This is a genomic window from Methylomonas sp. 11b (genome assembly GCF_000515215.1).
GTDB lineage: Bacteria > Pseudomonadota > Gammaproteobacteria > Methylococcales > Methylomonadaceae > Methylomonas.
In genome coordinates, this window is sequence record NZ_KI911557.1 from 4,088,154 (window position 1) to 4,106,280 (window position 18,127).

Here is an 18,127-nt window from a genome sequence, read left to right on the forward strand (position 1 = left end):
AGTAACGATAATGGCTCTACGCGGCAAGTGGCAGGTAGAGAAATCTGTTAAATGTCGGTTGCAGTCGGTTTTGGGCGGTACAGCTTATTTAATTGAAAGAGGATACACATGTCAGTCGTCGATACACATCAAACGGAGAGACGGGTCAATGATTTAACCCGCAACACCATTGCGTTAATTCTGGCTGGTGGACGCGGATCGCGGCTAAAGGATATGACCGACTGGCGGGCCAAGCCGGCGGTGCCGTTTGGTGGTAAATTCCGTATCATCGACTTCCCATTATCCAATTGTATCAACTCCGACATTCGCAAGATCGGTATCCTTACCCAGTATAAGGCTGATTCGCTAATTCGCCACATTCAACAAGGCTGGGGTTTTTTGCGAGGCGAGTTTGGTGAATACGTGGACTTGATGCCTGCGCAACAACGGCATGACGAACATTCCTGGTATCAAGGTACCGCCGATGCGATTTACCAAAATATCGACATCCTGCGGGCCCGTAATCCGGAGTTTGTATTGGTATTGGCGGGCGATCACATTTACAAGATGGATTATTCGGTGATGCTGGCCGATCACGTCGCCAACAAGGCCGATCTGACGATAGGCTGCATTGAGGTATCCCTGGAAGACGCGAAAGCGTTTGGTGTGATGCACGTCGATGAAAATCGCCGGGTCAAGGCTTTTGTGGAAAAGCCCGAAAACCCTCCCGTCATGCCCGGCCGCGAAAACACCGCGCTGGCGTCCATGGGTATTTATATTTTCAATGCCGGTTTCTTGTTTGAACAACTGATCAAGGATGCCGATACCAAAGGTTCCAGCCGCGATTTCGGTAAAGACATCATTCCGTCGGTGATCGAAAAATATCGGGTCAATGCTTATCCGTTCCTGGATTTACAAAGCGGCCAGCAAAGTTACTGGCGCGATGTGGGAACCATTGATGCCTACTGGGCGGCCAATATGGAATTGGTCGGTGTTAAGCCTGATATGAATCTGTACGACAACACCTGGCCGATCTGGACCTATCAAGCGCAAACGCCACCGGCCAAATTTGTGTTTGACGATGACGATAGACGGGGCCAGGCGATCGATTCCATGGTCTCCGGCGGTTGCGTGATTTCCGGCGCCACTGTGCGCCACTCCCTGCTGTTTTCCATGGTGCGGGTCAACTCATATAGCTCGGTGCAGGATTCGGTGGTATTGCCCGAGGTGAATATCGGCCGACACTGTCGGATTACCAAAGCCATCATCGAAAAAGGTTGTCAGATACCGGAAGGCACAGTGATTGGCGAGGATCGAGCCGAAGACGAAAAGCGTTTTCATGTCAGCGAGGGCGGCGTGGTGTTGGTGACCTCCGATATGCTCGGACAAAGACGGAATTATGTCCGATAAAAAGCTTAAGCTGGTGCTGTGCTGGCACATGCACCAGCCTGAGTACCGCGACATGCAGAGCGGCGAATTCAAGCTGCCATGGACCTACCTGCATGTGATCAAGGACTATGTGGACATGGTCGCACACCTGGAAGCCGTGCCGGGTGCCAAAGCGGTAGTGAATTTTGCGCCTATCCTGCTGGAGCAGATCGAAGATTATTCCAACCAAGTCAGCGGATATTTACACGATAGAATTGCCATCAAGGACCCCCTGCTGGCAGCATTGGTCGAGCCTTCGGTGTCCGCGGATCCGGAGAAGCGCTTAAAGTTGTTGCGCGATTGCCGGAAAGCCAATCGCGAACGGCAGATCGAACGCTATCCGGCTTTTCGTAAATTAACCGATATGGCCGACTGGATTGAAGGGCATCAGGATTCTGTCAATTATCTAAACGCCCAATTTATTTCCGATATTTTGGTTTGGTATCACCTGGTCTGGATGGGCGAGACTGTCAAGCTCAATGATAAGCGGGTGAAACGCTTAATCGAAAAAGGCTGTGGTTTTAGTCTGCATGATAGGATCGAGATTGTCGAAATTATCGGCGATCTGCTATCGAAAGTTATCTACCGTTACAAAGCTTTGGCCAGAAAAGGCCGCATCGAACTGTCTGTGACGCCTTATGCGCATCCGATCATGCCGTTGATGCTTGAGATAGACAGTGCGCGCGAGGCAATGCCCGGCGTAATCTTGCCGGGTATTAGTCATTACCCCGGCGGTGAAGAGCGGGTGCGTTGGCATTTGCAAAAAGGTTTGGCGACTTTTCGGCATTTTTTCGGTTTCGAACCGCAAGGTTGCTGGCCGTCCGAGGGCAGTATCAGTCAGCGGACTCTGCAAGTGTTAGCTGATTTTGGTTTCAAATGGGCCGCCAGTGGCGGTAATGTCTTGCATAACAGCATACGCGCCAGCGCGGTCGGCGAAGCGGTTGCTGTGCATCGACCCTTCAAGTTGGGTTCCGCAGAGATAGCCTGCTTTTTTCGTGACGACGGATTGTCGGATTTAATCGGATTTGAATATTCAAAATGGCATGCCGATGATGCGGTGGCAGATCTGATTCATCACTTGGAAAATATCGCCGATTATGAGCCCCAGACGCCCTTGGTTTCGATAATCATGGATGGTGAAAATGCTTGGGAATATTTTCCGGATAACGGGTATCATTTTCTTAGTGCACTGTATAAGCGGCTCAGCGAACACCCGCGTATCGAATTAACCACTTTTTCGGACTATCTGGATAGCGCTGCTCCCCAATGCGGATCCCTGCCGAAATTGGTGGCCGGTAGTTGGGTGTATGGTACGTTTTCGACCTGGATTGGCGATGCCGATAAGAACTGCGGCTGGGATATGTTGGCCGATGTCAAAATCGCTTTCGACAAAGCGGTCGCCAACGGTAAACTCTCCGAGCAACAGCTAGCTGTCGCACAGGTGCAATTGGGCGTCTGCGAGGGATCGGATTGGTTTTGGTGGTTCGGTGATTATAATCCGGGCGAAGCGGTCAGCGATTTTGAAAAACAGTACCGGCTTAATTTGAGCAATCTCTATCGTTTGCTGGGTGAAGAACCTCCGCCGTATCTGGCCTTATCGTTTACGCAAGGCAGCGGCAGCCCGGCGATGGGTGGCGCAATGCGGCGCGGTATTCAAATATAATAAAACGGAACAAACAACATGGGTGCTCTCTTGGATAAACGCCGCGCAGGTGTTTTGCTACACATAACATCGCTCCCGGGCCGTGGAGAGTGTGGCGATTTGGGTAAGGAAGCCTTCAATTTTGTTAATTTTCTGCATGATATAGGCGCCACTGTCTGGCAGACCTTGCCGCTGGGCATGACGCATGGCGACGGTTCACCTTATCAGTGCTTATCGGCACATGCCGGCAATCCTGCCTTGATTAGCATTCAATGGCTAGCCGACAAGGGTTGGCTGCAAACCACAGACCGTTGCGGCGATTGCCACACCAATGCGGAATACACCAAAAGCTGTTTGGTAACGAAAGCGTTCTATGGTTTTCAAAGCTTGGCTGATGCCGAGCAGCAGCACGATTTTAAACAGTTCTGCGTGGAAAAAGCCGATTGGCTGGACGACTTTGCCTTGTTTATCGCCTTACGTAATGTGTTTGGACATAAAAGCTGGAACCAATGGCCGGACGCGCTGAAGCAACGCGAGCCGAACGCGCTTAATGAATCGAAGCAGTTACTGAAGGCTGTGATCGAAACGATCAAATTCGAGCAGTATGTGTTTTTCCGGCAATGGCACGAGTTGAAAGATTACGCGGCCAAGCATGGCGTGTTGATGTTTGGCGACATTCCGATCTTTGTGTCGTACGACAGTGCCGACGTTTGGGCGAACCGGGCGGTATTTAAACTTAACGATTTGGGCGAAATGGATACGGTGGCCGGCGTGCCGCCGGACTATTTCTCTGAGAACGGTCAGCGTTGGGGTAACCCGCACTATGACTGGAAATATTTGCAGAAAACCGGTTTTAAATGGTGGCTGGATAGAATCAAATCCCAGTACGAAATGTTCGATATTTTGCGAATCGATCATTTTCGCGGTTTAGAGGCTGCATGGGAAATTCCGGCCAGCGAGCATACCGCAATCAACGGGCGTTGGGTTAAAGCGCCGGGTGCTGAGTTGCTGGCGGCTATTCAGGAGCAATTTGCCTCTCTGTCCTTGGTGGCAGAGGATCTAGGCATTATTACCGAAGAAGTAGAAGCTTTGCGCGACGACTTCGATTTGCCGGGGATGAAGATTTTGCAGTTTGCTTTCGGTGACGACAGCCGCAATCCCTATTTGCCGTGCAATTACCAGAAAAATAGCGTGGTCTATACCGGTACCCACGATAACGATACCACGCTGGGCTGGTTCGAAGGGCTTAATGACGGCGAGAAACAGCGCATATACGATTATCTCGGCTGGTCCAGTCTGCCTATGCCCAGTGCCTTGATTCATGCCGCGTTCGGGTCGGTTGCCAATCTGGCGGTGATTCCGATGCAGGATATTCTGAAGTTGGGATCGCCCGATAGGATGAACACGCCAGGCACAACCGAAGGAAATTGGCGCTGGCGGTTCGATTGGTCGCAGTTAACCGATGATAAAGCCGGACATTTTGCGCATCTGGTGAGATTGTTTGGACGCTAACCCTTAAATGGCATTTCAATCGTCGTCTTTTTTGCCGGTGTCTGCGGGGATCGGCAATACAGCGATGTCGTAACCTGCGATGATGGCTTGGATTTTATCCAGGTTTTTGTCGATCAATTCATTTAGTTGTTGCTTGCGTTTGTTGTCGCCTTGACGCAAGCCCACGGCTATTGAAAAATCAAACTTCAGGCCGGGTGAAGATTGCATAGGTATCGCAATATAACTGCCTTTGGGGGCTTGTGATTGCACATATCCCGCCATAGGTCCCCAAAGTATCACCATATCTATTTTTTTGGCGCGTAAGTCTTTTTCGATTTGCATGGCGGTGTTGTGTTCGCTGTCTCCGGTCATGCTTTGGTAGGGAATTCCTTGCTCCAGCAAGCCGCTTTTTTGCAGCCATTCGGTACCTGGGCCGCGGTCGAACATCGCTATTTTCAGTTTTTCCTGTCTGTCCAATGGGAGATTGGCTAGTTGTGCACTGTCTTTAATATCGTCCCAGCCACGGCCTTTGGCAATCAGCAGTACATATGTCGAGTGGAAGTAGGGTTTGCTGGTATCGGTAAGATCGTAGCCGGCCGGCACGCCCATCACTACGTCGCATTTAAAACCTTCGCCGTTATCGTTCTCGGCTTTCAATGTGTTGCGGATAAAGCCGATTCTTTCCGGTAGCCAAGTGTATTCCAGTTCCTGTCCTAACTGTTCGGCAAATAGGGCGGCAATTTTGTTTTCGTAGCCGGTTTGTTCTTTGGTCGAATAGGGCGGGTTTAACGGGTCGGCGCAAACCCGGAATTTATCTTGGGCGTTCACGGAAATAGTGGCTAACGCCAAGGTCGCCGTCATGAACAGTCTTGCGGCGGTTGAGAACATTTTCATCGCAGTTTCCTTTTAGCTGGGGTCTATACGTAAAAAAGCCTTGGCCGATTACTCGGCCAAGGCTTGCTTTACTGAAATCTAATGACTTAGATCTTAGTTAGGCAGAGCGAACACAGTCAGTGTACCACCCAATTTGGTGTAAGAGCTCAAGCTTCTGTAAGCACCTACCGCGCCCAAACCTTCTGAGCTAGATGCAGATGTACCGTCGTCGATACCGGCAGCGATACCGATACCAGCCCAGCCACCAATACCAGACAGAACGCCTACGTATTGTTTGCCTTCAAATTCCCAGGTATTGACGTTACCGATGATGCCTGATGGGGTTTTGAATTTGTACAATTCTTTACCGGTTTTAGCATCAACTGCTTTCAGGTAGCCTTCCAGGGTGCCGTAGAATACGACGCCGCCAGCTGTAGCAACCGAACCTGACCATACAGAGAATTGTTCTTTGTTAGACCAAGCGATTTTGCCGGTTTTAGCATCATACGCAGTGAACTGACCCAGGTTGGTGGTGCCGTCTTTTTTACCTGTCAGCACATCGGCACCGGCAGGCATCATAGACAGCGTGGCACCTACATAAGGTTGGCCAGCAGTGTATGAAACTTCAAACGGTTCGTACTCCATGCACAAGTGGTTGCCTGAAATATAGAACAGGCCGGTTTGTGGAGAGTAAGAAACAGGTTGTTGGTTTTTAGAACCCAACGCCGCAGGGCAGGTGCCTACAGTGTTAACGTCTTCACCGTTGTGCTCTGTAGAAAACTCAGGTACTACTTCAGGACGGCCTGATTTCAGGTCAACATGAGATGCCCAGTTGACGGATTTGTCGAATTTTTCAGCAACCAACAGTTCGCCGGTTTCACGATCCAGGGTATAACCGAAGCCGTTACGGTCGAAATGCACGATGGTTTTATGCATTTTGCCTTTCACTTCTTGGTCAACCAGAACGGTTTCGTTGATACCGTCATAGTCCCATTCGTCGTGTGGAGTCATTTGGTAAACCCATTTAACTTCACCGGTGTCGGCGTCACGTGCCCACAAAGACATAGACCATTTGTTGTCGCCTGGACGTTGTACAGGGTTCCAGGTCGATGGGTTGCCTGAGCCGTAGTAAACCAAGTTCAGTTTAGGATCGTAAGAATACCAACCCCAGGTAGTGCCGCCGCCGATTTTCCATTGGTCGCCTTTCCAGGTGCTAGTGCCGGAGTCAGCGCCAACAGGTGTGACTTTGCCATTTTCCCAAGTGGTGGATTTACCTGGTTTCAACAGGGTGTCTTTATCAGGACCCATGCTGTAGCCTTTCCATTCCAGTTGACCGGTACGGATGTTGTAAGCAGCCAAAAAGCCGCGAACACCAAACTCACCGCCGGAAATACCGGTAATGACTTTGTCTTTAACAACCAATGGTGCGTTGGTGTTGGTCATACCCAGTTTTGGGTCGCCGTTTTGTACGCTCCATACGCGTTTACCGGTTTTTGCATCCAATGCAGTCAGAACGGTGTCTGATTGTTGCAGGAAGATTTTGCCGTCGCCATAAGCCAAACCACGGTTAACGGTATCGCAGCACATCACAGGGATGGTTACGTCAGCGTCCATGGTCGGGGTGAATTCCCAGATGACTGCTTTAGTTTTTTGATCTATCGCGTAAACGGTGTTTGGGAACGGAGTGTGGATGAACATAACGCCGTTAACAACCAAAGGGCCGCCTTCATGACCACGCAAAACACCTGTAGAAAAAGACCAGGCTGGTTGCAGGTTTTTAACGTTTTGAGCGTTGATTTGCGACAGCTTGCTGTAACGTGTGCCGGCGTAGTCGCCGCCCCATGTAGCCCAGTTAGCTGGGTCTTGTGTCAGTTTTTCAACATCGCTGTTAGCGGTAGAGACAGTTGGTGCAGCAAGTAAAGTAGCTACAGTCGAAGCAAGCAGCCAGTTTTTTACAGGCTTCTTCATATGTTTCCTCCTGGTAATCTGTTGATGAGACAGAGTACGGTTTTGTGTTGTTAAGACTAATATTAGTTTTAAAGCTCTGTTTGGATGACTGCCCTTTAGGGCTTGTTCGGCTATAACCGAGCGCAGAGGGAGAGCCACACCAGACGCGTAAATTGAAGGATTTTTTCCTAAAAGTCAACCGGAAAAACTCTCCAGGGATGGCGGGGAAACAATAATCTCAAGTCTTATAATGCCTTAGGATTTCTCGGCGATTCGGCTATCCGGAAAAACAGACACCCAGGCCGCCCAAGCCGCAGTAACCGGACGGGTTTTTAGCCAGATACTGTTGATGATCTTCCTCGGCATAATAAAAAGTCGGGGCATTGCGGATTTCGGTGGTTATTGCTGGAAAGCCGGCGGCCGTTAATTTTGCTTGGTATTGTTGTTGGCTTGCCAAGGCTGCTTGATATTGGTCGTCCTGGCAGTAAATAACTGACCGGTATTGGGTGCCGACATCGTTGCCTTGGCGCATGCCTTGCGTTGGATTGTGCGATTCCCAAAATATTGTCAGTAAATCTTCATAAGTAATGACGGCTGGATCGAACACCACCAACACCACTTCGGCGTGGCCGGTCATGCCGGTGCAAATTTCCTGATAAGTCGGGTTGGGCGTAAAGCCGCCAGCATAGCCCACTGCGGTTGTGAATACGCCGTCTTGTTGCCAGAATTTACGCTCGGCGCCCCAGAAACAACCCATGCCGAACACGGCTTGTCGTAGATGCTCTGGAAATGGCGGATGGATAGGGTGTCCGTTGACAGCGTGAAATTGGCCGCTGTCTATGGCTTGCTGACGTCCCGGTAAGGCTTGGTCGGCGCTGGGCATTGCGGTTTTTTTGAATAGAAAAGACATAAGTGCATCCCGAGGTCGAATGATGGGGGTGTGCGGATTATAATCTCCGCTCAATTAAGAGGATTCCACTAAATCATGAAACAACAAGATTGCTTACGCCGCTTTATTTTCGAAGAACACGGGGTGCGCGGCGAATGGGTGCGGCTGGAACAAAGTTGGCAGCAAGCTAAACAATATCAGCATTTAGTCAACGATGCTGTCGATGCGCAAATGGGACAGGCCTTGGCTGCGGTGGTGTTATTGTCGGCAACCATCAAGTTTAAAGGCGCGATGATCATGCAGATTCAAGGCGGCGGTGATTTAAAAGCCCTGGTGGCACAATCCAGCAATGAGCGGCAAATCAGAGGCTTGGTGCGCAGCGAGGCCCATGTAACCGGTGCGAATTTGCGGGACATGATAGGTGAGGGCGGCAGGCTGGTGTTGACGGTGGAATCCGAGAATGCCGAACCGTACCAAGGCATCGTCGGTGTTGAAGCTGAAACGCTGGCGGATGTGTTGAGAACTTATTTCACCCAATCCGAGCAGCTCGATACCCGTTTGTGGCTGTTTGCGAATAAAACCCATGCGGCTGGGCTGTTCATCCAGGAATTACCGAGTAGCAATCAGGATAAAGCCGACTGGGAACGGATTGAAATATTGGCTAATACCGTTACTGCCGACGAACTGTTAAGTCTGGATTGCGAGGATTTGTTACACCGTTTATTTCATCAAGAAAAGGTCAGAATTTACGAGCCGGAGCCGGTGGAATTTAAATGTAATTGTTCCCGGCAAAAAATCGGCGGCACTTTAGCTGCATTAGGGCGGTCAGAGTTGGAAGCAATTTTGCGGGAACGCGACGACATAGAAGTCGATTGCCAATTTTGCGGAGCGCAATACCACTTTGACAAGGTTGATGTGGAGAACCTGCTGACCAATCCGGCAGCCGAGACCGATACTAACTCGCCTACCCGGCACTGAGGGGGCTATGAATAAAATTAACCGCTTTTTTCGCCTGTTCCTGGCTTTTGTATTACTGAGTACCTTGACTGGCTGCTTGCACTGGCTGCACGCCTACCAGACTTACCTACAAATGGATGAGTTTGATCGTTATTTTGCGGTGACATCTAAAGATGATTTCACCGTGCATTTCAAACAACCCAAACTGCTCAGCGAAGATTTTGTTTCACTGGCCAAGCTGCATGCCAGCACTGAGGAACATACCGGAGACGGCAAACGCTGGCGTTATTGGTTTCGTAAGATCGACAAAGACAGCAAGTTGATTGCACCGGAGATTAGCTTTTACCTGGATCTAGCTTTTAACAAGGAAGATAAAATCACCGACTGGACCTTCTCCAACCTGTTTTTACAAATCGCCCCGCCGGAGTTTCTGGAGGCTTCGTTTCGCTCGCTGGGTGGTGCGGAAATTAATGAAGAGAAAAAACAGCTGAGAGCCAAAGCCGATCAAATGGAAAAAATCGCCGCGCTGTTACCGAAAAAAGCCACGGTGATCAAACAATTGGGCGAACCGCTGGAAATCACCGATGAAGAAAAACAGGAAGTGTATCTTTACCATTTTCGGCTGGATGCCAAGGATATAGAAGAAGGTTACGAGGACAGGGCTTTGAGCGAAGTCAGGTTGATGTTCGATAAAACCACCTCCGAATTGATCAAAATGTCTGGCCGCTTTGCCGGCTTAAAAATATCGATCAATTACAGGAATTTCCAAGAAGAAGACGATAAAAAAGTGGCGGGCATGTGAGCTAGAACGGCAGGCATAAAAAAGCCCACATAAAGTGGGCTTCGTCCGGTGTTATTTTTTATATTGATTGGACGCCTACCGTTGAACAGTAGGTTAATTTCTTGCGTTTATTGTTGTTGTTATACCGGATTAACGGTCGCCTATCCCCCCCCTCATTTAACGGTCATGATTCTTTCGAATCATCTGCGTTTCGCTGAAAGTGGGCGCATTCTATTGGATTAAAATACGGCTGTCCACAAAAAAGTGTGACAATTTGTCGCACATTGATTTTGTGGGCATTGTGCCTGGTTTCTCCTCGGCGTGAGCGAATGACCGAATCGTCTGCTTATTGACGCTTTAGAGAGCTAATTGCTTTTCCAGCCAGCGGTTTTAACGAATTTCGCTCGCCTTGACTAAGTGGGATCGCAAGGTAACTTCTCCCGAGTGGTGCTGGTGATGTTCACGTTTAGGTCGGGAGATAGCTAAATTTGACTTATTAGTGCCACTGCGAACAAATGAAGGTATTTAGACCCTGCTAAGCCCACTCAAAATACCGCTCCACTCGTGCCGACCAAGCTCTCACCGCTCAGCGCTGCGTCCAGCCCGAAGGCGTTTCTACAAACTGACCCGGTGCCGCTTGCCCTATGACTTTCTGCGCGGTCAGTCTGCCCACTTCCTCCGCTGGGACGCCGTTTTTAGCGGCTATGCGTTGATATTCCGCCAAGCGTTGGGCATTAATGCTCTCAACCAGTGCTTTTATCTCGGCCGATGCATCGGGCTTGACCAAGCCCAGGAAACCGTTCATTTGTTCGCCCACCAGCCCTGCCGATTTTGCCTGGGCTAGATCGGTTGCGTTGACCGGCAGGGCGACCAGACATAAGCCTAAAAATAGTGACGGTAAAATTGATAGCAAATTTTTGTTGTTCATCATTAGCTCCTTTAAAACAAGCCTTTCTGGCTGGAAAGCAATTCGTCGACGTCTTTTTCCACTTTCAAACGGATTTCGTGTTCGATCTTTACATTCATATTAATTTCAATCGGTTTGTCCGGCGCTTCCAGCCTGACCGAGGGCGAACACCCCGTCAGGTAGATGCTGCCGCACAACATGGCCGCGCTACTTGCAGCTTTCCAGTTCATTGACTCCTCCGGTCCGCCGGCGGCGGTTTGGGTAATTGATCCCCTGTTGGGGTGTTCGGCGATTTTTCCAGATTAGCCGGTTTGGCGATGGCTTGTTCCAAAATGGTTCGTTCCAAATCGCCGGCTAAAATCCCTTTTTGCAACAACTCGGGCAGTTGACCGCTGATATTCAAGTTAAAGGCCAGCGGATGGCCGGATAATACTTCCGGGTTACTGCCTTCCAGGCGTAAGCCCAGATGATAGTCGCCGTTCGGGCGATAATTTACCTTGGCTTGCAGACTCCGATAAACCAAGTTTTTAAGAGCCTTAAAGGCGATGTTCTGACTATCGGCCGGTCCGACATAGCGTAACACACCCGGTTGCGTGCCGTTGAGGCTGCCGTCTTGCACGTCTATGGCCCCCGCCGATAGCTGCAACGGCAGTTCGCCGGCTATCGCGCCGGTCCCGGAAATATTCGGGTAATGCAGGCTCATTAAAAGCTGCGACAGATCGACATCGTGGAGTCGTAAGGTCAACAGAATCGGCGTTTGCTCCAAGCGTATCGTGTCCGGCATCAATTCCATCGTGCCGCCAAATAGTGCCAGGCTGGCCTGATTTAGGGTCAGCGCCTGATCGAGATAGCGGGCTTTGACATTAAGGTTGCGCGCTATCAAATCTTTACCCAATCCCAGCGTCGGCACTTCGGCAGACAAGTCCACGGCCCGAGTCGCCAACTCCGGAATGTTCAGTTCGACCTTAGCGTTCTCGATTTTTGCCGGACCGGCTGCCATGGCCAAATCGGTAATAGTCAATTGTGCCGTCCCGGAAGCATCTTGATTGCTCGGCTTTTGCAGTTGCAGGTTTCCCAGCACTGCGCCGCCGGTAACTGTCCCGCTAGCCGCCATGGCCGGTAACCAGGGTTTGATTAAATCGAATGCCTCGCTGGCGGGCATGTCCAGGCGGCCGATCGCATCGATAGTCTGCTTGTTTGTCATCGCTATATCGACAGCAACTAAAGGCTGCTTATTGCGTTTCAGCATGGCTTCAGCCTGCAGACTGGCGAAGTTGTCCGTTGTTTTGGCGTTTACGCTTAGCTGCGCAGCACTTAGCAAAGGGCTTAACTTCGATACATCATAGGTCTGGGTTTTTGCCCGCAAAGTTTGCGGTATCAGTAAGCTGCTGCCAAACCACTCGATAAGTCCAAGTGCGCCGGCATGCAGACTGATTTGCTTGGCGGGGCGATCCAGTTGTTGAGCTTCCAGTTTTAATATATTGCCACTTGGTAGCCTATCAACGCTGAGTTTGGCTGCGCTAAAACCCGGATCGATTTTCAGATGAAGCGATTGTCGAGCATCCTGAAGTTTTGCGTCGATGGCATCGGCCGCACTGCGCTTAATCTCAGCTTGACCGGCGAAGCTGCTCAGGCCCCAGGGTGTGTCGACGTCAATTTCCAGTTTCGCGATGCTCAATCGGTCCAGCGGTAAACTGATGGGGGCGTTTTCCGTAGCGTTCGTTGCGGGTGGGTCGGCAGGGTGATAGTTAAATTTCAGCACGGCGTGGCGGATGCTGACGCTGTAGAGTACGCGCTTTTCCAGATCGTAATCAGTGGCGACCTCGTGCATCGCGACTGTTAAGTCGCCAGCCGGCGTTGCCAAGCCGAAGCTGATTTCAGCCAGCTTGGCTTGCTTATAGTCAAACGACAGTCCCGACAGCGAAGGTGAGCTAAGTACGGTGTGTTTCAGGGCCTGTTGCAGTATTAGCTCTAGTAAAACCGCGCGTTGCCACCAGACGGCCAGGCAAAGCAGCGCAATTCCCAGGAGCGCAACAGCGACTGTTGTAGGCCATGAACTGCGGCGTTTCAAAACGTTTGCGGTGGGTGACGAGCTCATGGCCTACCAGGCGGCGGCATTGTCAACAGGCGGATCATGGTGTTGAGTCTAGGACGATAGCCGCGCAAATCGGTCCCCTTCAACTCAAAAGCGCGACAAAGGCATCGACTTGCTCCGCTTCCGTCGCAAAACTGGTGACCAAGCGTACCAACACTTCCTGGTCATCTACTAAACCAGGGTTCGCCCGTGGTGGATTCCAGGGGTAAAACACCGCGCCGTGTTGTTGCAAACGTTCCGCATGCCCTTGATCTAACACAGCAAACACTTCATTGGCTTCCGCGCGCCAGGCCAGTCGGGCGTGTTTCGAGTTAATAATACCGTGTTGCAAGCGTGCCGCCATCGCGTTGGCGTGGCGCGCCAGCTCCAGCCAAAGCCCCTCTTCTAAATAAGCCTCGAACTGACAGGCGATAAACCGGCTTTTAGACATCAGCTGAGCAGCGCGCTTGCGGATAAACGGCAAATCTTTAGCCTGCGCCGGATTCATAAACACCAACGCTTCCGCACACCAACAGCCGTTTTTGGTAGCGCCGAAAGAGACGATGTCTACACCCAGCTTCCAGCTCATTTCCGCAGGCGTTAACTCTAGCGAGACCAGTGCATTGGCAAAACGCGCGCCGTCCATATGCAGCGGTAAGCCGTAAGTTTGGGCAATCTCCGAAATAGCGGAAATCTCCTCGGGCTGGTAAAGCGTACCGATTTCGGTCGCTTGGGTGATGGAAATGGCCATGGGTTGGCCGGCATGCACAAAATTGGGCGGGAAACGTTCGATTTCCGCTTTTAGATTGTCGGGGGCGATTTTGCCATGGTTGCCGTCCACCGGCGCCAGCCTCGCGCCATGGGTAAAAAACTCCGGAGCGCCGCATTCGTCTTCCAACATATGCGCTTCGCGGTGACAAAACGATACGCCGCCCGGTCGGTTGACGGCGGCCAGTGCCAGCGAGTTGGCGGCCGTGCCGGTGCTGACGAAATAGACCGCGACTTCCCGTTCGAATAGCTCGTTAAACTGTCGCTCGATTTGGCGATCCAGAGCGCTGGCGCCATAGGGTGCCGAAAATCCCGCCGAAGCGGCCAACAGGCGTTGGGAAATGGCCGGGTGCGCGCCAGCCCAATTATCGGATGCAAAATTCATGGTCGGTATCATGGCGGTGATGTTTAATGTGTTGGCGATGCGACGGTATGAACTATACCAACGATACCGCAATCCGACACGTAAGCCTGGCTTTCGTTCGGCGTATTCCCGGAAAATAGCGATTCTTTAGGCACTTACCATCCCTATGCAAAATACCATACACGACCTCGTGCTTAAGGCCTCCGGCGCTAATGATGCATTTCAACTTGAGACTATTCAAAGCCTATGGAGCGGCTACGGTTATATTTTTCGCTACGGTTTAACCGGTTGCGACAGCGCTAGCGTGATAGTCAAACACGTAAAACTGTCGGCACAAAGTCTGCAAACGCCCGGTTCCAATGAAGATTTGTCGCATCGACGCAAAGTACGCTCTTATCAGATTGAGACAGCCTGGTATCAAACTTGGGCGAAGCATTGCGACGCCGATTGCCGTGTGCCGGCTTATTTGGCATTCGAGACCTTTGGCGAGGATATCGTGATGGTCTTGGAAGACCTGCACCCGGTGGGATTTCCACAACGCCGTTCTAGGGCCGGCGAACAGGAAATACGTACTTGCCTCGCATGGCTGGCAAATTTTCATGCCACGTTTATCGGCGAAAAGCCCAAGGGTTTGTGGCCCACCGGCACCTATTGGCATCTGCAAACCCGGCCCAACGAATTGGAAGCCTTGCAGGATATTGCTTTGAAAAATGCCGCGTCGGCGATAGATCAAAAGCTGCGTGATACCCCTTATCAAACCTTCGTGCACGGCGATGCCAAATTGGCTAATTTCTGTTTTTCGGCGGACGGCAGCCGGGTCGCTGCGGTGGATTTTCAGTATGTTGGCGGCGGATGCGGGATCAAGGATGTCGCGTATTTCATAGATAGCTGCTTAGGGCAGGACGAGTGCCAGCGCCGGGAGAGTGAATTGCTGGATATTTATTTTCAAGCCTTGCAACAAGCGTTGCGGCGCAAACAGAAACCCGTAGATGCCGATGCCGTGGAGCAAGATTGGCGGGCCTTGTATCCGCTGGCTTGGACCGATTTTCACCGCTTCTTAAAAGGCTGGAACCCCGGCTATTGGTCCCCCAACAGCTATAGCGAGCGGCTGGCGCGGCAAGTCATCGCGCAATTATAAAACTACAAGGAGAACCGATGCGCTTGTCAACGGACGATCTGCATTTACTTGGCCAATCCGCTATTTCTGCGGCGATGCAGGCCGGAGCATTGATTGCCAGGCATGCGCAACGCGCAGTCGCGGTCAATACCAAAGACGGCGGCACCAGTCTGGCGGCTCAGGTCGTGACGGAAGTCGATCATCGAAGTCAGGACATCATTTTGCAAACTTTGCGGCCGACTTGCGCGCGATACGATTTAGCCCTGTTGTCGGAAGAAAGTCCCGACGACGGTGCGCGGCTACAAAAGGATTATTTCTGGTGCATCGATCCTTTGGATGGCACCTTGCCGTTTATCGAAGGTGTGCCGGGTTACTCGGTGTCCATTGCCTTGGTGTCGCGCGCCGGACAAGCATCGATCGGTGTGGTTTACGATCCCTTAACCCACACGCTTTATTGGGCGATTAAAGATCAAGGCGCTTGGCAAAACCAACAAGCTTTTAAGCTGGCAACCCCAGCGCAAATCTTGACTTTTATTACCGACAAAAGCTTTGCTCAGGACCCGTTGTATCATGCTACGCAGCCCGAACTGGAACGCATCGCCGTTGAGTTGGGCTATGCCGGCGCCAAGCTGCGTCTGCAAGGCGGCGCGGCCTTGAATGCCTGCCAAGCGCTGACGCAGGCTCCGGCGTGTTATTTCAAATTTCCCAAGCCGGATAAGGGCGGCGGCAGCGTTTGGGACTACGCCGCCACCGCCTGTTTGTTCCAGGAAGCCGGCGTCCCGGTCAGCGATATACACGGCAAACCGCTGGTGTTAAATCCGGATGGCTCGACTTATATGAATCATTGCGGCGTGTTGTATTGCTCCGATCAAGCTATCGCAGAGAGCATGATTCGGCTTTATCGGCAATTGCGACTGGGGTAATAACTGCCGCCGCTTCAAGGTGAGTTTTTTAGCAGGGAAAAAAGTTCTGTAGGTGACGCTTATAAAACCGATTTTTGGAGCGCGCGTTCAGAAACGCGGCGAACAGGTGTTCAGGAACGTGGCAAAAATCTTGGGCTTGCTTATCTTTGAAACACACCCGCATTTTGTGGGTTTGTTCGTCGTAGCCGATCACTTCGATAGTGTTGGATTTCACTGACTGCATTTGCATAGTAGCCTCCCGGAATGTCATGCTAAAACTGTGTCGGTGAGGCATGGCTAAATACGAATAGTTCAATCGGCAATTTCTGATCAAGATTGCGGTAAACACCTCAGCAAACCGCATAAGCTTCCCTAATTCTTTCAATCACTCGTTTGGAGATGTAACGATGCAAACTGTTTTAATCACCGGTGCCAATCGCGGCTTGGGTTTGGAATTTTGCCGGCAATATGCGGCCGCCGGTTATAAAGTCATTGCGGCCTGCCGCAACCCGGGCAAGGCCGAGCAATTGGCCGCGCTTGCCCAACAATATCCGCAGATGCAAATCGAGACGCTGGATGTAGCGGATTTCAATCAAATCGATGCACTGGCAAGCAAACTATCCGACTGCAAAATCGATGTGTTGCTGAACAATGCCGGCGTTTACGGCGATCAAGCCGGTCGCGGTTTTGGGCAACTTGACTACCAAACCTGGGCGAACGTGCTGGCGGTCAACGTGATGGCGCCAGTCAAATTGGCCGAAGCTTTCCTGCCGCAGGTGCAACGCAGCGAAAAACGCTTGATTGTGGCCTTGAGCAGTTTGATGGGCAGCATGACCGACAATACCAGCGGCGGCAGCATCCTGTACCGCTCCAGCAAGGCCGGATTGAATGCGGCATTGAAAAGCCTGTCCATCGATTTGCGGCCTTCGTCTATTGGCGTATTGATTCTGCATCCGGGCTGGGTCAGAACCGATATGGGCGGACCGAACGGCTTGATCGATGTTGAGGAAAGCGTATCCGGCATGCGTAAGGTGATAGCCAATTTCAGTCTGGCCGATAGCGGCAGCTTTGTTAAGTACGACGGCTCGGCGCTGCCCTGGTAAAACAGACAGTTTTAAATTCATCACATCCCCAAGTCATCCTGACTGTCTTTCGCGCACTGTTTGCACTGTCGTAAATAGTGCGCGGCAGCTCTTGCTTTAATCCCTACTGGCGCCGATAAATAGCGATTCGAAACTTTATTGCTTGCATAAAAATTTCGATTCGATATTATTTGTCCGGCGCCGACAATATCTTCCAATACATCGGTTGCTCAAGTGCGACACCTAAGAATCGCATCGTTTACATTGCAACGACACAAGAGGAGGGGTTTATGCAGACTCCCAACAAATTACTACTGGAAAACAAAGCCTGGTCAGAAGCCATGACCGGTAAACAACCGGATTACTTCGTCAATATGGCCAAGGAGCAACATCCGGAATTTTTATGGATAGGCTGCTCCGACAGCCGTGTGCCGGTCGATACCATAGTCCACGCCCAACCCGGCGAAATATTCGTGCATCGGAATATCGCCAATCAAGTCATCACCACCGATTTCAACGGTTTAAGCGTGTTGCAATATGCGATTAACGCTTTAAAGGTTAAGCATGTGATTGTCTGCGGCCATTATGGCTGCGGTGGCGTAGAAGCGGCCTTGCGGCAGCAGCGCGGTGATCTGGCTATCGCCAACAAGTGGTTGACGCACATTAAGGAAGTGTATCGTTTGCACCAAGACGAACTGGACAATTTGCAGCCCGAACGCAAACTCAACAAATTGATCGAATGGAATGTCATTGAACAAGTGCAACGTCTGGCCCACACCTCTATCGTGCAATCGGCCTGGATGTCCGGCCAAAAAGTCAGTTTGCGCGGCTGGGTATACGGTTTGCACGATGGTTTGCTGAATGAATTGATACACATCGACGCCACGTCGCCGATTCACAACATCTACCAATACGCCCATTAAGGC

General features: G+C 51.2%; 17 protein-coding genes. 9 read left to right on the plus strand and 8 right to left on the minus strand.

What is annotated here, in order from left to right; genetic code table 11:
* The first annotated feature begins 108 nt into the window (after positions 1-108).
* The 3 genes from glgC to malQ are packed head-to-tail and all read left to right on the plus strand — an operon-like array spanning position 109 to position 4,561.
* Complete coding sequence (glgC, locus tag METH11B_RS0119670; protein ID WP_026146964.1) at positions 109-1,389, plus strand: glucose-1-phosphate adenylyltransferase; 1,281 nt, start codon at positions 109-111, stop codon at positions 1,387-1,389.
* A complete protein-coding gene (locus METH11B_RS0119675; RefSeq protein ID WP_026603484.1) occupies positions 1,379-3,070 on the plus strand; it encodes a glycoside hydrolase family 57 protein in 1,692 nt (563 codons plus the stop codon). The genes glgC and METH11B_RS0119675 overlap by 11 nt, the downstream gene beginning before the upstream one ends.
* An 18-nt stretch (positions 3,071-3,088) precedes the next feature.
* The gene (gene malQ, locus METH11B_RS0119680) at positions 3,089-4,561 is read left to right on the plus strand and encodes a 4-alpha-glucanotransferase (RefSeq protein WP_026146963.1); all 1,473 of its coding nucleotides are present in this window, start codon (positions 3,089-3,091) and stop codon (positions 4,559-4,561) included.
* Positions 4,562-4,576: 15 nt separating this feature from the next.
* Here the strand turns inward: malQ and METH11B_RS0119685 are convergent, their stop codons facing one another.
* The 3 genes from METH11B_RS0119685 to msrA all read right to left on the minus strand — a co-directional run bounded on the left by METH11B_RS0119685 (position 4,577) and on the right by msrA (position 8,270).
* Complete coding sequence (locus METH11B_RS0119685; RefSeq protein ID WP_026603485.1) at positions 4,577-5,434, minus strand: quinoprotein dehydrogenase-associated putative ABC transporter substrate-binding protein; 858 nt, start codon at positions 5,432-5,434, stop codon at positions 4,577-4,579.
* Between the two features lie 93 nt (positions 5,435-5,527).
* Positions 5,528-7,381, minus strand: a complete 1,854-nt coding sequence (locus METH11B_RS0119690; RefSeq protein ID WP_026603486.1) for a methanol/ethanol family PQQ-dependent dehydrogenase — start codon at positions 7,379-7,381, stop codon at positions 5,528-5,530.
* A gap of 256 nt (positions 7,382-7,637) precedes the next feature.
* The gene (gene msrA, locus METH11B_RS0119695) at positions 7,638-8,270 is read right to left on the minus strand and encodes a peptide-methionine (S)-S-oxide reductase MsrA (RefSeq protein ID WP_026603487.1); all 633 of its coding nucleotides are present in this window, start codon (positions 8,268-8,270) and stop codon (positions 7,638-7,640) included.
* 75 nt (positions 8,271-8,345) lie between these two features.
* Between msrA and hslO the strand changes: the two genes are divergently transcribed.
* Both hslO and METH11B_RS0119705 read left to right on the plus strand, forming a co-directional pair.
* On the plus strand, positions 8,346-9,227 hold the full coding sequence (gene hslO / locus METH11B_RS0119700) for an Hsp33 family molecular chaperone HslO (protein WP_026603488.1): 882 nt from the start codon (positions 8,346-8,348) through the stop codon (positions 9,225-9,227).
* A gap of 7 nt (positions 9,228-9,234) precedes the next feature.
* Positions 9,235-10,008: a hypothetical protein gene (locus tag METH11B_RS0119705; protein WP_026603489.1), complete on the plus strand. Its 774-nt coding sequence runs from the start codon at positions 9,235-9,237 to the stop codon at positions 10,006-10,008.
* Positions 10,009-10,573: 565 nt separating this feature from the next.
* On the opposite strand, the gene METH11B_RS0119710 is transcribed toward METH11B_RS0119705, so the two are convergent.
* The 4 genes from METH11B_RS0119710 to METH11B_RS0119725 all read right to left on the minus strand — a co-directional run bounded on the left by METH11B_RS0119710 (position 10,574) and on the right by METH11B_RS0119725 (position 14,121).
* Entirely contained in the window at positions 10,574-10,915 is a 342-nt protein-coding gene (locus METH11B_RS0119710) for a YdbL family protein (protein ID WP_026603490.1), read from the minus strand.
* 11 nt (positions 10,916-10,926) lie between these two features.
* Complete coding sequence (locus METH11B_RS0119715) at positions 10,927-11,124, minus strand: YnbE family lipoprotein (protein WP_026603491.1); 198 nt, start codon at positions 11,122-11,124, stop codon at positions 10,927-10,929.
* Complete coding sequence (locus METH11B_RS0119720) at positions 11,121-12,992, minus strand: intermembrane phospholipid transport protein YdbH family protein (RefSeq protein WP_026603492.1); 1,872 nt, start codon at positions 12,990-12,992, stop codon at positions 11,121-11,123. The genes METH11B_RS0119715 and METH11B_RS0119720 overlap by 4 nt, the downstream gene beginning before the upstream one ends.
* A gap of 79 nt (positions 12,993-13,071) precedes the next feature.
* The gene (locus METH11B_RS0119725; protein WP_026603493.1) at positions 13,072-14,121 is read right to left on the minus strand and encodes a threonine aldolase family protein; all 1,050 of its coding nucleotides are present in this window, start codon (positions 14,119-14,121) and stop codon (positions 13,072-13,074) included.
* Between the two features lie 145 nt (positions 14,122-14,266).
* On the opposite strand from METH11B_RS0119725, the gene METH11B_RS0119730 reads away from it, so the two are divergent.
* Both METH11B_RS0119730 and METH11B_RS0119735 read left to right on the plus strand, forming a co-directional pair.
* On the plus strand, positions 14,267-15,238 hold the full coding sequence (locus METH11B_RS0119730; RefSeq protein WP_026603494.1) for a phosphotransferase: 972 nt from the start codon (positions 14,267-14,269) through the stop codon (positions 15,236-15,238).
* 17 nt (positions 15,239-15,255) lie between these two features.
* A complete protein-coding gene (locus METH11B_RS0119735; protein ID WP_026603495.1) occupies positions 15,256-16,140 on the plus strand; it encodes a 3'(2'),5'-bisphosphate nucleotidase CysQ family protein in 885 nt (294 codons plus the stop codon).
* Between the two features lie 28 nt (positions 16,141-16,168).
* Here METH11B_RS0119735 and METH11B_RS0119740 read toward each other — a convergent pair whose 3' ends face one another.
* The gene (locus METH11B_RS0119740; RefSeq protein ID WP_020483155.1) at positions 16,169-16,369 is read right to left on the minus strand and encodes a KTSC domain-containing protein; all 201 of its coding nucleotides are present in this window, start codon (positions 16,367-16,369) and stop codon (positions 16,169-16,171) included.
* Positions 16,370-16,526: 157 nt separating this feature from the next.
* Between METH11B_RS0119740 and METH11B_RS0119745 the strand changes: the two genes are divergently transcribed.
* The gene (locus tag METH11B_RS0119745) at positions 16,527-17,222 is read left to right on the plus strand and encodes an SDR family oxidoreductase (protein ID WP_026603496.1); all 696 of its coding nucleotides are present in this window, start codon (positions 16,527-16,529) and stop codon (positions 17,220-17,222) included.
* Positions 17,223-17,491: 269 nt separating this feature from the next.
* Positions 17,492-18,124, plus strand: coding sequence for a carbonic anhydrase (locus METH11B_RS0119750; protein WP_026603497.1), 633 nt, complete (start codon positions 17,492-17,494; stop codon positions 18,122-18,124).
* Positions 18,125-18,127 lie beyond the last annotated feature (3 nt).

Bases quoted from the DNA above. Each gene is read 5' to 3' on its own strand.
- glgC (WP_026146964.1), top strand. From the start codon at position 109: ATGTCAGTCGTCGATACACATCAAACGGAGAGACGGGTCAATGATTTA.
- METH11B_RS0119675 (WP_026603484.1), top strand. From the start codon at position 1,379: ATGTCCGATAAAAAGCTTAAGCTGGTGCTGTGCTGGCACATGCACCAG.
- malQ (WP_026146963.1), top strand. From the start codon at position 3,089: ATGGGTGCTCTCTTGGATAAACGCCGCGCAGGTGTTTTGCTACACATA.
- METH11B_RS0119685 (WP_026603485.1), bottom strand. From the start codon at position 5,434: ATGAAAATGTTCTCAACCGCCGCAAGACTGTTCATGACGGCGACCTTG.
- METH11B_RS0119690 (WP_026603486.1), bottom strand. From the start codon at position 7,381: ATGAAGAAGCCTGTAAAAAACTGGCTGCTTGCTTCGACTGTAGCTACT.
- msrA (WP_026603487.1), bottom strand. From the start codon at position 8,270: ATGTCTTTTCTATTCAAAAAAACCGCAATGCCCAGCGCCGACCAAGCC.
- hslO (WP_026603488.1), top strand. From the start codon at position 8,346: ATGAAACAACAAGATTGCTTACGCCGCTTTATTTTCGAAGAACACGGG.
- METH11B_RS0119705 (WP_026603489.1), top strand. From the start codon at position 9,235: ATGAATAAAATTAACCGCTTTTTTCGCCTGTTCCTGGCTTTTGTATTA.
- METH11B_RS0119710 (WP_026603490.1), bottom strand. From the start codon at position 10,915: ATGAACAACAAAAATTTGCTATCAATTTTACCGTCACTATTTTTAGGC.
- METH11B_RS0119715 (WP_026603491.1), bottom strand. From the start codon at position 11,124: ATGAACTGGAAAGCTGCAAGTAGCGCGGCCATGTTGTGCGGCAGCATC.
- METH11B_RS0119720 (WP_026603492.1), bottom strand. From the start codon at position 12,992: ATGAGCTCGTCACCCACCGCAAACGTTTTGAAACGCCGCAGTTCATGG.
- METH11B_RS0119725 (WP_026603493.1), bottom strand. From the start codon at position 14,121: ATGAATTTTGCATCCGATAATTGGGCTGGCGCGCACCCGGCCATTTCC.
- METH11B_RS0119730 (WP_026603494.1), top strand. From the start codon at position 14,267: ATGCAAAATACCATACACGACCTCGTGCTTAAGGCCTCCGGCGCTAAT.
- METH11B_RS0119735 (WP_026603495.1), top strand. From the start codon at position 15,256: ATGCGCTTGTCAACGGACGATCTGCATTTACTTGGCCAATCCGCTATT.
- METH11B_RS0119740 (WP_020483155.1), bottom strand. From the start codon at position 16,369: ATGCAAATGCAGTCAGTGAAATCCAACACTATCGAAGTGATCGGCTAC.
- METH11B_RS0119745 (WP_026603496.1), top strand. From the start codon at position 16,527: ATGCAAACTGTTTTAATCACCGGTGCCAATCGCGGCTTGGGTTTGGAA.
- METH11B_RS0119750 (WP_026603497.1), top strand. From the start codon at position 17,492: ATGCAGACTCCCAACAAATTACTACTGGAAAACAAAGCCTGGTCAGAA.